Source organism: Paenibacillus sp. ClWae2A (assembly GCF_032452295.1).
In the GTDB taxonomy this organism is placed as follows: Bacteria; Bacillota; Bacilli; order Paenibacillales; family Paenibacillaceae; genus Paenibacillus.
Genome location: NZ_JAULSQ010000007.1, coordinates 266,822 through 280,180, shown reverse-complemented (window position 1 = coordinate 280,180; position 13,359 = coordinate 266,822). Strand labels below are relative to the sequence as shown.

The window sequence follows — 13,359 nt, the reverse complement described above, 5'->3', positions numbered from 1 at the left end:
AAACTAAAATTAGAGAGATAGCAGGGGGAAAGGGTGTGACGTTGTGAGCCGGGAAAGCTTATACTGTTGTCTGTTAAAACCCGAATAAAGATATTCAGGAAAGGAAGTGAAAATACAATGCAAACAGGAATGAGAATTATATATATGATCAATACGGTGAAATTGTAGCTTCAATTTGGCAAGGTGACGGCTCGACACGAAACGAGATTACGAAATTGGAACACATTGATCTGGAATATGGATGAGACGCCTTAACATTTATAGAATTGTGAAAATTGATCCTTAAACAAAACTGCCAGTGCAGGAAAGGATTCATACCGAACTGACAGTGGAAGAGAACATAAAAGAATTGGAAGACCAAATTTTGCTCATGGCTAATGAAAATACAGGAGCGATTTTGTAATGGTTAACCAAGTGGTTGTAAGAAAAGCAACGGAAAAAATCTTGGACAAAGGACTTTATCCAAAAACGGGTCAGGTGTACTTGCTGGATGACATTACCAATGCTGATATTGGCAAGCAGTCGAGGATTACATTTTAGAACAAACTGATGGGGTTTAATGAGCGTACCTAAGTGGTGCGCTATTTTTATGCTATAGAGGCGTCAGGGGCTTTCATATTGAATTCAGGGGGAGTTGATTTGGAGACAAGTAGGTAAATGTATTTTGGCAGCAGGTAGCTTAGCGGCTTCATATATAGGACACGAAAAATCGGATGCCAGTCCAGTGTCATATAGAAACGATACCTTTTGTACAAATATTCAACCCCAAAGGAGGTGAACCATGAGCATAAACCACTTAACCGACTCTATCTCTACAACACTAACTCAGCACTTCCCGAACATCCCGATCCTCCCCCAAACGGGCATTGGTTCCACCCCGGGCATATCCTACCGTCTGCAGTCCGCTCAACTAATTAGGGAACGAAGCGATCGCTTCGTGCAATCTTATGCCTTTGAAATCCGCTGGCTTGACGCAGACTATATCCCGGCAACACTGCCGGATGAGCTCTTCGAAGCGTTGGAAACCATCGATGTGGAAGGCACCCCCTATCGCGCAACGGAGATGCGTTGGGAGACGGAGAACGATACTCCGCGAATGCTGGTGTACTACACCATGCGAACCACCAAAGTGTCGGAATCTGCCACTACCATGCAACAACTGGAACAGCGACCTACCGCACTTAAAGCTACAAGAGAATGAATATATTAGTTAAACATAACGATGGTTATCCTGTCCTTGAAGTGGTCAGTATAGCTATTTTTTATAGAACTTAACTAACCGAATGAGGGGATCTAAATGAAAGGAATAGGAGGCGCATTGGCAATGTTTACGAAAAAAGAACCGGACCCTAAAAAACCGGAAACTCAACAGAAAAACTACCAGAAATACAGCAAAGCACAGTTCGCCGAATCCCGGCAACTCAGCCGGATGGAGAAAGACATTTTGGCAGCAGTTCTGCTGGAACAAGAAGCATACACCATGGAAGAAGCGCAGCAACACATCCAACAATTTATGAATGGGGAGGCACAATAATGGCTGGAGGAACATGGACGACACAAAACAAGGTACGCCCCGGCGTATATATGAATTTTGCATCAGAGGGCTCATTGCCGGGTACGGTAGGGGAGCGGGGAACGGTGGCATTGGCACTTCCATTGTCATGGGGGCAAGTGAGTACAATCCTGACCGTACAAGTAGGTGAAGATGTACAAGCCAAATTGGGCTATGACTGGACAGCACCGCAATTACTACTGATCCGCGAGGCATTGAAACGGGCGCAGACCTTGCTTCTTTATCGACTCAATGCAGGTACCAAAGCCAAGGCAACCTTGGATAAACTGACAGTCACAGCCCAACACGGCGGTGTGCGTGGTAATGATCTGGCTGTTGTAATCTCAGCCAATATCAATGATCCGGAACAACTGGACGTTTCCACGTTGCTTGCGGGTAAAGAAGTGGACAAACAAACTTCGTCCACCATCGAAGCTCTGGAATCCAACGCATACGTCACATTTACGGGTGAAGGTGCACTCACAGCTACAGCGTCACTTCCACTAACAGGTGGATTGGATGGTACAGCAACGAACCAAGAGCACGCTGATTTCCTGACCAAACTGGAAGTATTGGACTTTAACACGGTTGGTCTGATCTCAGACGATGCCACACTCAAGTCAGTCTACACAGCCTACATCAAGCGCTTGCGTGATACCGAGGGCAAGAAGGTGCAACTCGTTCTGTCCGATTATCCGGCTGCAGACCATGAAGGCATTATCAGTGTCAAAAATGGTGTTGTTCTCGCAGACGGTACCGTTCTTACGCCAAAACAAACCGTAGCATGGACTGCCGGTGCAACCGCAGGAGCTAACCTGAATGAATCGCTGACGTTCCGTGCGTATGACGACGCCGTGGATGTGAACGGACGACTGACACATACCGAGACAGAGGCAGCATTGCGTAATGGCGAGTTTGTGTTTACGGCGAGCAGCAACCGCGCAGTGGTAGAGCAGGATGTGAATACATTCCGTTCCATTACACCGGATAAGGCACGTCATTTTGCCAAAAACCGTGTAATCCGTGTACTTGATGGTATCGCTAACGATATGAAACGAATTTTCGAGTCCTATTACATCGGCAAAGTGAACAACAACGAGGATGGGCGCAGCCTGTTCCGTTCCCAATGTGTTACCTACCTTAAGCAGCTTCAGGATATTGGGGCGATTCAAAATTTTGATTCCAAAACAGATATCACTGTTGCTCCGGGCAATGAAACCGATAGTATTCTGATCGAGATTCAGGTCCAACCTGTGGATTCCGTTGAAAAAGTATATATGAAAGTGAAGGTGGTTTAAGATGGCATTTTTGAAAGCAAGCGACACGATTTCCGGCCAGGAAGGCCGCGCATATGCAACGATTAAGGGACAGACGGAAGAAATGTTCTATGTGAAGACGCTGGAAGCAACAGTGGAGAAACAAAAAGCAGAGGTCAAAACCTTGGGCCGCCGCGGCGTACAGCACAAAGCAACCGGTTGGTCCGGTTCAGGTTCCATGACAATTTTCTACACCACTTCCCGTTTCCGCGAGCTGATGCTCCAGTACATGCAGAATGGTGTGGACACGTACTTCGACATTGAAGTGACCAACGAAGATCCTTCCTCTACGATAGGCAAACAGACCGTGACCCTCAAAGGCGTCAACCTCGACAGTGTGATCATGGCATCCCTGGATACCGAGGCCGAGGCGTTGGAGGAAGAAGTGAGCTTTACCTTTGAAGATGTCGATATGCCTGTATCGTTCAATTTACCGAAGTAATTTATCAAGAAATCCTAATACCTTAAGATTCATAAAGAGTATAACTTAGCAGCGGGTTTGTAAAAGAAACCTGTTCAACTTGCCTGTGTTACGGGCTATTTGGCGTGTCAAAATACTGTTCTTCGCCGCTTCGTGCGGCGGGGGACCTAACTTTAGAGGAGGAACAATACATGAGTGGATTGAGTATGTTTTTTGCCCAAAATGCAGCAACCGATACAACGGAGGAGTTTATCGTATCCCCCCGATTTAAAAATGAGAAAGGCGAGCCGGTTGCTTGGAAACTGCGCAGCATGACCGAGGACGAAAACCAGGAATGCCGCAAGGCAGCTACTCGCAAAATTAAAGGTAAGAACGGTGTCTACACACCCGACATCGATGCGAATGATTACATGGCTCGCCTGATGAGCGCAAGTGTAGTTTATCCCGATTTGAAAAACGCAGAACTCCAGCGTTCATATGGCGTAATGGGGGCGGAATCGCTTTTGCGGAAAATGCTATTGCCTGGGGAATTTGCTTCGCTGGGCGAACAGGTCCAGAAGCTAAACGGTTTCAATCAGGACATGAACGAACTGGTGGATGACGTAAAAAACTAATTAAAGAGGGCGATTCCGAAGCCAATCTGGCTTATTACGCTCTCCATGAACTTAACATTTTGCCGCATGAGCTAATGGCCTTCTCCATGCGAGAACGAGCGGCCATCTATGCGATGATCTCCATCCGGGTGGAAGAAGAGAAGAAAGAACGGTCCAAGAATCGTGCCCGGAAGAAATAAAAAGGAAAGGAGGGAGAAATGAATGTATGCCATGTTTGCAAGACTGTATATCATGTCAAATAATATGGTTCAGCAATTTCAAAACCTGCCTACCGTAATTAATTCGGTATTCAACCCTGGAAATCTGAGCCGAATTCAGCTGGCAGGCAACTTACTTCAAGGTGTATCAGAAGAACAGGCTAAGGTAAATGCTGCCTTTACAGAAGGTGCCCAGCGAGTGCGAGCCTGGATCAGCGTGATCAAGTCAGCAGGACAAGCTGTACTCGTACCAGCTGCGCAGGAAGAGGACTTGAAGCATAGATATATGGCGGTTACTGGTGATGATGCTCAGGGGGAGACGATTTTTAATCGCTACCGCGCGGAAGCTTTCAAGAGCGGACAGAATGTTACGGATGCTTTGAAAGGTACACTATCTCTCATTCCGTATGCACAGAATACGGACCAAGTTGATCAACTAAGGGATATGGCTAAGCGGTTGAGCATGCTAAATCCAGACGGGAAAAGTATCTCGGATGCATCAGGTGCTTTGGTGGCCGCAATGAATGGTGATAACGGTGAACTGGCAAGCTCTTTTAATATTCCAGAAGAGATTTTGAATGGAGCAGGTCTGCAGCAAACCATCGATTCATCCAATCTGGATGGGTTTATCACAAAGCTTGATGTCATTTTGCAAAAACAAGGTTATACCCAACAGGCTTTTGACACCATGTTAGATTCACCGTTGCAGAAGTGGAATGCACTAGTTAATCAGTTTAATGGAGTTCTCGGTCAGATTGGACAGGCAGCCCTCGTTGCCTTAACACCTTTACTGGATGGATTAAATGAAGCCTTTGCAAATGGGGATTTTACGGTCATTATTGAGTGGATTAGCAATGCATTTACGGTTGCGGCAAACGCGTTGACGATGCTGGTAGACGGCATTTTATACCTTGCAGCCGTGATTCAGCAGAACTGGGATATCATTCAGCCTATCCTGATGGCATTGGCAATTGTTGTACTGGCATTGGTCATCGCACAAGTCTATAGTCTTGTTGCTGCGTGGTTATTGTTGAATTGGCCGATTCTTTTGGCAATTGCTGCGATTGCGGCAGTTATTGGAATTTTGAACATGATGGGGATGTCTGGTACAGAGATTTTGGGAGTGATTATAGGTTCATTTATGATGCTTGGAGAAATCGTACGCGTAGTAGTGGCCACAGTGTGGAACCTGTTTGCTTCGCTGGGGGAGGCTATTGTTAACTTTTTCATAGACCCAGTATATGCCATACAGAAGTTATTTAAAGACATGGGTATTTTCATTCTTGATATATTCTATAACGTCGTAACTGTTATTGAAGATGCCATGGAACGAATTAATGGCGGACTTAACAGTCTGATCAAAATTGTTAACAAAACCTTTGGTTTCAATATTGGTTTGTTTCAAGAGTCAGATATTAATTTAGGTGGCAAGCAAATAAAGGAGTGGAAGAAAGGCCTGGAATCCTGGGAGCCTACGAGTGACAAAGATGTGAAGACATTTTTCAAAATGGACGGAGAATACAATCCTAAAGCTTTTGAAGATGGTCAGATAAAGGCTGAGGAGTGGGTTTCTAAGTTCTCTTCCAACCCGAAGGATGACTCCAAGGATAAAGGTCTACCAGGTAACTTTGGCAAAGACTTCACACCCGAAATACCCAAAACCCCTTCCATGCCTTCGATGCCAACTGCACCTGCTCCCACCGTTGTTCCCAACAACAATATGAGTAACATCAACAAAATCAACAATATCGGACAGGTGGACAAGATCGGTGACGTGGACGGCACAGTGGATGTAACGAGCGAGGATCTGAAACTGATGCGTGAGCTTGCCGAGATGCAGGCGATTCAGCGATTTGTCAGTCTGACGCCAACCGTTCAGGTCACCACAGGGGATATCAACAGCGGACATGACGTGGATAGCATCATCAGCAAAATCACCGATGGACTGAACAGTCAGATCGTCTCCAGTGCCCAGGGGGTGTATGGATAAGTGGAATATTATATTCAATTAAGCTTCAATAATCGCTCCGAATACATGTTTTTCCCGGTGACACCAGAGAGCATTGAGTTTTCGGATTCGGGAGATGGCAGTACGTTTAACGTTAGCGCTTTGGGTGAAATTAACGTGATCAAGTCGCCGAAGCTGCGTGAAGTCAGTTTCAGCGGGATTTTTCCGGCAGACTACAGCCCGTATCATCTGAACTACGATGCAAGACATCCGGTAATTCAGAAGCAGTTTTACCGTGATCCCTATGAATATGTGAAAAAGATCATCCGTTGGATGCAGACGGGCAGACCCGTCAGACTGTTCTTTTCCAGTGCAAGGTACACCATTAATATGGCGGTTTCCATTGAGAGCTTTGACTGGAGGGAGACAGCGGGTACGGTGGGGGATATCCAGTATGATATCAAGCTGAAGCAGTTCATTTTCTATGCTGCCAAAAAAGTAGTTCCACTCAAGGACAGCAAGGATACGGTTGCTTCGAAAACAAAAACCAAAGCCTCCCGGCCCAATGAAAAAATCCAGCCCAAGACCGTCACACTTAAAGCAGGGGACTCCTTGTGGTCTGTAGCTAAAGCCCATCTGGGAGATGGATCTCGCTGGAAAGAGTTGCAGAAGCTGAATGGCATCAAAGATGCACAACTGAAGAAGCTGCCGATTGGACTTGTGATCAAGCTTCCGTGAAAGGAGAGGGAATATGCAAGAGCAGATCAGGCTGGATGATAAGCTGGCCAACATGAAGGAACGGTTATTACTGGATGACAAGCAGGGCAACATCTGGGACATTAGCGAAATTGCCGGTGACATTACGTACAAAACCTCCCGCATCGGCAAACCTTCCTCTCTGGAATTCACGTTGATCAAGGGCAGTCTGTACCAGAATAAGAAATTCACATATGAGAATGGATATGTCGTGAAATATATCAGCAACGAGGTAGGCATATTTTACGGATATATCTTCTCGGTGGATAGTGGTAAGGACGAAAGTGTCAAAATCAAAGCCTACGACCAGACTCGCTATCTAACCGCGAATCAGACGTACAAGTTCGTTAACGCAACCGCTACGGATGTGATCAAACGAATTGCTACCGACTTTCAGTTGAAGGTGGGCGAGCTGATCCAGCCGAAATATGTTATCCCACGCATGTTATTTGATAACAAAAAGCTGATTGACATGATCTGTGAGGCGCTCGACCGAACGCTCATCTATGGTGGTAAAAACTACATCTTCTACGATGATTTCGGCAAACTTGTGCTTCGAGATGTGGAAGAGATGCCTTACGGATTTGTCATCGGGGATAACAGTCTGCTCACGGATTACAGTTATACGCGGTCAATTGACGACCAGACGTATAACAAGATCAAGCTGTACCGGGATAACAAGGATACGGGCAAAAGAGAAACGTTTGTTCATCAGGATTCAGGCAGCATCCGTCAATGGGGGCTTCTTTTTTTGTACCAAAAAGCGGATGACGGCCTGAATGAAGGGCAGATTGATGCCATGCTCAAGACCCTGATGACCCTCCGTAACCGTGAGACGCAGACGTTGAAAGTGGATGCGCTTGGTGATTTCAAGGTGAGGGCAGGCAGTTTTGTCAACATCCAGATCGATGAACTGAAGATCAATCAATATTTTCTGGTAGACGAATGTACGCATAAGGTACAGGGGGGCGTGCATACGATGTCGCTGGATTTGAAGGTGGTGTAACGATAAATGATGCTGGACGTGATTAAAAAGGCGGCGGTGGCTGCCGTAGATGCCAAGTCTCCCGTTCAGATAATGTACGGAAGCGTGACAAACACGCAGCCTCTGGAGATTACCGTTGAACAACGGCTGGCATTGGCTGAGCCTTTTCTGGTACTGCCAGAGTCCGTAGTGAACAAAGCTTGGACCGTGGGTGACCATGTCTTGTTATTACGTGTTCAAGGCGGAGACAGCTTTGTCGTGCTGGATCGGCTGGTGAATCCATGATTCCACAGGGTGCGCAGATTAGCGCAGAAGATCAGGAAGAGGCTGCTGTACTTCCAAGTTTGACGTATGTGTTTCAAGCTTCAGGACAGCGAATTGGAAGACTGCAACTGGATGGAAAAGATGCGGTAAAACAGGCGGTGTATAAAGCGTTGTCCACACGCCGCTACGAGTATCTAATCTATTCTTCGGATTACGGCATGGAATGGTCCTGGGAAGGAATGGCCGGGAGATCCATGGTTGAATCGGAACTGGAACGCTGGATTCGCGAAGCATTGCTTCCGGATGATCGTATATCGGATGTAACGGAGTTCGATTTTGTCCACGAGGCTGACGGGGTACGGGTTTCTTTTACCGTGGAAACGGATTTTGGCAGCTTTAGGGAAGAGACGGAGGTGAACATGGATGTATGAAGAGCAGACGTTTGAAGTTATTTTAAACCGAATGCTGGACAGGGTACCGGATGGTGTGGATAAACGTGAAGGCAGCATTATCTATGATGCGCTTGCGCCAGCGGCAGTGGAAATGGCTCAGATGTATATAGAGCTGGATGTGAACTCCGATCTGAAGTTTGCAGATACAGCTTCCGGAGAGTATCTGGATCGCGCGGTGGCTTGGTCTGGCATTAGCCGAAAGGCGGCCACGAAGGCACGTTGGGTTGGGAGTTTTCTGGATAACGAAGGTAAGCCTGTTGAGGTTCCTTTGGATAGTCGTTTTTCCACGGGGGATCGGGTGTATGTTGTTGTGGAACGCATCGCGGCAGGGCGATATGTGTTGGAATGTGAAGTCGCGGGAGCGGAAGGTAATGAATATACGGGGGCCCTGCTGCCCATCGATTATATTGCTGGCCTGACGACAGCTGAATTGACACAGTTGCTGGTTCCTGGCGAAGACGAAGAAACGGACCAAGCCTTATATGACCGATATCAGGACAAAGTTTCCCGTCCGGTCACGAGTGCCAACAAATATCAGTATGAGCTATGGGCACGGGAAAACTCCGGGGTTGGCAAAGCGAAGGCTTTTCCACTGTGGGACGGGCCAGGTACAGTCAAAGTGGCATTGCTGAATAATGAAATGCAAACACCTGCTGAGGCGGTTATCGAGGCGGTGCAGGAATATATCGATCCAACCCAGGATGGAATGGGCGAAGGTGCTGCTCCAATCGGACCTGTGGTTACGGTGGTGGGGGCGGAAGAAGTACCCATTGATGTGGAGGTGCAGGTCACGCTTGCTTCTGGTTCAACTTACGAGGGCGTGAAGACGCTTATTGAAACGGGAGTTACAGCGTATCTGAAAGAACTAGCTTTTGCCGATCCGTTAGTTCGTTGGACACGTATTGCCAATGTCATTCTGGATATTCCGCCCGTGATCGACTATAGCGATCTGCTGGTGAATGGTGGTATGTCCAATCTGGAGATCGCCCCCGGCGCAGTAGCCGTTCTTGGGACGGTGAAGGTGACATGAGTAAAGCAGAGATGTTAATGACTCTTTTGCCCCCGTTGTATGAAAATGTGCTGGAGATGCAACTTCTTACAGAGACCGAAGGTGTTGAGCTGGACAAGATTACGGTGGGTTTGGAAAGTGTGCTGGATCAATTCTACCCGGAGTCTGCGACCTGGGCATTGGAACGGTATGAGCGGGATTTGCAGATTCCGACGAACCAAGCCAAGCCAGACGACCAGCGGAGATCCGTGATCATTTCCAAAATGCGAGGTAGCGGCAAAGTCTCTGGCTCGATGCTCAAGAACGTGGCGCAGGCCTACGAAAGTGGCGGGATTGATGTATCCGTGTCGCCTGAGGAATACTTGATCCGAATCCGCTTCATCGACACATGGGGATTACCGCCCAATCTGGATGACCTGAAGGCAGCGATTGAGGATATTAAACCAGCACACATGACCGTGGATTACCGTCTGCGGTATTTGACGATTGCGGAAGTTGAAAGCATGACGCTGGATGAGATTGAACAGACCCGGCAGGATAAATTTGCAGGAGGTGGAGCATAGATGAATGAACCAAAAACACCAAATTTGGGATTGAATAAGATTGACCGATCCTCGCCATCGACGACCTATTTTGATCTGGACAAGTATTTGGATCAGAACTGGGAGAAGGTTGATGAGGGTGTAGGCCAAGTGGAAGAGAAGGCTGAGGAAACCGCGACACAGGTGAGTAATATTCAGGAGCGGTTGGATACGGAGAAGCGTAGATCTGTGACGTTGGAGCCAGGATTGCAAGTTGTTCATGCTGAACGCGTCTCGGCGTTTAAGTTGGAAGGTTTGAAGGGCCGAACGTTGGTGAATTTGTTAGGGAGTGCAGGAGGTATGGAGAGTTTAACTGGCTTGAATGCCATTCGATCTAATCTTTCGTTGGATATGATGAATAAACTAGACGGGAGCAGTGGACTAAAGGTTACGATTAACTCCGCTGCTTCTCCTAGTGCGGCGGGTGTTGCTACAGTGTCTCTTCCTAATTTTAAAGCGAATAGCTTTTACGTATTAGTTGCAAATGTAAAAAACGGAAATTCGATAGAAGGGGCAACTATTGGATTCGGTGGAGACTTTGGCGGACCATATTCAACATTCGTTCAGACAACTGATAAATTTGTTACGGTATGGGCAAAGAAGAAAGTTTCTACGCAGGGGAGTGGAATTATTGATTTCGCAGTTTTTGGAAACCCGAATCAGTATGGTTACTTTGACTCTGGTCGCCTTTATGAAATCAGCGAATCCGAGTACAATGCGCTTGACAGCATGAATCCGGAACAGATAGCTATTAAGTATCCTTATGTTAATAGTATTCAGCCTGTTCGAAATCCTTATGTAATTCGCTATGGAGAGAATTTATTGCCGCCATTCTACGAATGGGAGCACACAGGACACACTTTTCTAGAAACGTCTCCACATACGGCTACTGGTGAGTTAGTATCTGGTTCTATGGGAACTGATGCATATGCCGTGACTTACTTAAGTGTATTAGCAAATCAAGATTACACGATTAGTAACCCGGCAGCAAGTACGGGCAAAATTCGAGTGAGTGTATATGATTCATATACAAGATTACAAGGTATGTTCATTAATCCGGGTGAGACTAAAACCATTAAAACTGTCTCAAGGGCCATAAAAATGGGTGTAAATCTTAGTGGTGTTACGCAGTATACAGAAGAGTTTGATGTGAATAAATGGACATGGACTACCGGGAATAAAGCGAGTTTTGCATATCCAACCATGACTCTTGGTAAGGTAGTAAAACCGTTGAAAACACGTGAAGATTGTATGCTCGCACTTCAAACGGATTTATACTCAGACCCGGTGACAGGTTTGAATGCTGACGAAGTGTTTGAAAAGAATGGCCAATATTACAAGATGACCAAGTGGCGCAAGATAATTTTGGATGAAAGTCTTCGTTACCGATCAATAGCATCATCGTCTGGTTACAAGATAGTTGGTTGTACTCTATCCGAACCAGTAGCAGCTTTTAACAGCTTGGTTGTTACGAAGTACAATGGTAATGTGCTTACTAAAAACGGAAATATGTCTGAATCTGATAACGCCTACTTCAGAATTGCAGATTTATCAGACTTCAATGTATCTATTGCTAATGCAGATAGTGGATGGGGAGATTCATATACGCCGACAGCAGATGAGATCAAGGCTTATTTTATGGGATGGAAGATGTATCTTGGTAATCAAGGCGATGTAAGTAAGCCATACAATGGTGAAACAGTTGGCAAAGCTTGGTGTCCATTAGACTCGATATATATGTCAGGAAGTTCTGCGACTCACTTTACGACCACATTGCCGGTTTCTCCTACAATACGGTCAGCATATACAAGATATTCTGAATGGAAGCCATATCAACTGATATACCAACTGGGGACCCCAACTATCGAGCCGATCACGTCAGAGGGTCAATTGACTTTCAATGAGGGAGATAATCAGGTTGAAGTAGGTACAGGAATGATAATTAGAGAGAGTGCTAATCCAGTATATACTTCAGATGTGCATAAATCATATAACATTAATAACTATAATTTGTCAGCTAAATTAAATAGTAAGGTTAAAAAAATACTGTCCGTTTATAAAAATGATGTCAGAGATTACTGGGAGATCCTACGATTTAATCCGGAGTCAGAAGTTTATGGGTTAGAGTTAGCTTCCATGCCAGCCTCTCAATATGATCCATCGGCTTATTATACTGTAACATATCAGGTTCAGGATCAATTTTCACCAATATCGATTAACGGAACGATAGGAGTAAGTGAGAAATCTATTATAGAACAATTTATAAACGATTCTTCCAATATTTCAAGGCAGCTATCCGTAGTGGAAAGTAAAAATAACGAAATGGAATTACAGAAATATGCTGATAAAAACTATCTCAGAAAATCATCAGGTATCAGTGAAAATCAAGACTTAAATGGCTTTGTAGCTGAAGGAGAATATTATTGCCAATTTAATACGACAGCGGAAACTCTAAAAAATTGTCCTGTTGGAGTAGCTTTCAGTCTTAAGGTGAGTAAAAATGGAACGCAAAATAAAGAGTCCATCCCAGGAGTAACACAAACTTTAATAACATTTCTTCCAGTAGGATTTACGACATGGCAGCGAAATCTTTATGACATATGGGGCGCATGGGTACAAGTTCCATCTAGAGAAGAGTTTGAAAGTTTAAAGTCCTCTGTCAGTGATGGGAAATCGGCTGTCGCTGCCGCCATTACTGGCAAGGGGGTAGTAGCATCAGGCAGCGATACATTCCCACAACTGGCGACAAAGATCAATCAGATTAATGTAGGTCCGAAATATGCAACCGGAACGATTCAATCAGCGGCTACTTCAATGTATTTTATGACATATAACGGCAGCTACGCATTTAACCATTTATCAGTATCTAATCTTGATTTCAGGCCAAACAAAATTATTATCCGCCGAACTGTACAAGCAAGTGGTGAAGATCTGAATGTTTACGATTATTACACTCGTGCTGCAGCAGAGAATTCGACAGGTTCAAACTACAACTACTATACATTTTCGAATGGTCAGGGAAGATCAGCGTACATTGTGAATGTCTATGAATATTCAGGGCTTGGAATTCCATCTTCAAATGCTTTCGTAAACAGTAGTGGCTTTCGTGTTCCTGTTCTAAATTCAAATACGTCTTACACATGGGAAGCATTCAGGATTTAGAAGTCGAAGTAATGGACATTAGAATAAAAACTTACTAATAAAGTAAAAGATGAATTAATTGTTTATTAAGTTGCCTGATAACAGATGAATTTACTTAGTTTA

General features: G+C 45.4%; 14 protein-coding genes. All 14 read left to right on the top strand.

The genetic code is table 11. The features are described 5' to 3' along the window. The first annotated feature begins 402 nt into the window (after nt 1-402). Nucleotides 403-540: a hypothetical protein gene (locus QVE09_RS21025; RefSeq protein ID WP_315938349.1), complete on the top strand. Its 138-nt coding sequence runs from the start codon at nt 403-405 to the stop codon at nt 538-540. A 241-nt stretch (nt 541-781) separates the two neighbouring features. Beyond that, nucleotides 782-1,201 (top strand): phage tail terminator family protein, encoded by a 420-nt coding sequence (locus tag QVE09_RS21020; RefSeq protein WP_315938348.1) that lies wholly within the window; start codon nt 782-784, stop codon nt 1,199-1,201. Between the two features lie 123 nt (nt 1,202-1,324). Continuing rightward, nucleotides 1,325-1,534, top strand: a complete 210-nt coding sequence (locus QVE09_RS21015; protein ID WP_315938347.1) for a YqzN/YkzM domain-containing protein — start codon at nt 1,325-1,327, stop codon at nt 1,532-1,534. Further along, nucleotides 1,534-2,850: a phage tail sheath family protein gene (locus tag QVE09_RS21010; protein ID WP_289391459.1), complete on the top strand. Its 1,317-nt coding sequence runs from the start codon at nt 1,534-1,536 to the stop codon at nt 2,848-2,850. The genes QVE09_RS21015 and QVE09_RS21010 overlap by 1 nt, the downstream gene beginning before the upstream one ends. Nucleotide 2,851: 1 nt before the next feature. Beyond that, nucleotides 2,852-3,310, top strand: coding sequence for a phage tail tube protein (locus tag QVE09_RS21005; protein WP_289391460.1), 459 nt, complete (start codon nt 2,852-2,854; stop codon nt 3,308-3,310). A 170-nt stretch (nt 3,311-3,480) separates the two neighbouring features. After that, nucleotides 3,481-3,903 (top strand): phage tail assembly chaperone, encoded by a 423-nt coding sequence (locus tag QVE09_RS21000; RefSeq protein ID WP_315938346.1) that lies wholly within the window; start codon nt 3,481-3,483, stop codon nt 3,901-3,903. Nucleotides 3,904-4,104: 201 nt separating this feature from the next. Next, nucleotides 4,105-6,090, top strand: coding sequence for a phage tail family protein (locus QVE09_RS20995; RefSeq protein ID WP_315938345.1), 1,986 nt, complete (start codon nt 4,105-4,107; stop codon nt 6,088-6,090). Next, a complete protein-coding gene (locus tag QVE09_RS20990; RefSeq protein ID WP_315938344.1) occupies nt 6,091-6,786 on the top strand; it encodes a LysM peptidoglycan-binding domain-containing protein in 696 nt (231 codons plus the stop codon). A 13-nt stretch (nt 6,787-6,799) separates the two neighbouring features. Further along, nucleotides 6,800-7,810 (top strand): XkdQ/YqbQ family protein, encoded by a 1,011-nt coding sequence (locus tag QVE09_RS20985; protein ID WP_264931746.1) that lies wholly within the window; start codon nt 6,800-6,802, stop codon nt 7,808-7,810. A gap of 6 nt (nt 7,811-7,816) precedes the next feature. Further along, on the top strand, nt 7,817-8,074 hold the full coding sequence (locus QVE09_RS20980; RefSeq protein WP_051447218.1) for a DUF2577 family protein: 258 nt from the start codon (nt 7,817-7,819) through the stop codon (nt 8,072-8,074). Next, nucleotides 8,071-8,484 (top strand): DUF2634 domain-containing protein, encoded by a 414-nt coding sequence (locus QVE09_RS20975; RefSeq protein WP_315938343.1) that lies wholly within the window; start codon nt 8,071-8,073, stop codon nt 8,482-8,484. Before QVE09_RS20980 ends, QVE09_RS20975 begins: the two co-directional genes overlap by 4 nt. Further along, a complete protein-coding gene (locus QVE09_RS20970; protein ID WP_315938342.1) occupies nt 8,477-9,535 on the top strand; it encodes a baseplate J/gp47 family protein in 1,059 nt (352 codons plus the stop codon). Before QVE09_RS20975 ends, QVE09_RS20970 begins: the two co-directional genes overlap by 8 nt. Then, nucleotides 9,532-10,077, top strand: coding sequence for a putative phage tail protein (locus QVE09_RS20965; RefSeq protein WP_315938341.1), 546 nt, complete (start codon nt 9,532-9,534; stop codon nt 10,075-10,077). The genes QVE09_RS20970 and QVE09_RS20965 overlap by 4 nt, the downstream gene beginning before the upstream one ends. Further along, nucleotides 10,078-13,257 carry a pyocin knob domain-containing protein gene (locus QVE09_RS20960; protein ID WP_315938340.1) on the top strand — a complete coding sequence of 1,060 codons (3,180 nt, stop codon included), beginning with the start codon at nt 10,078-10,080 and terminating at the stop codon, nt 13,255-13,257. Nucleotides 13,258-13,359: the final 102 nt, after the last annotated feature.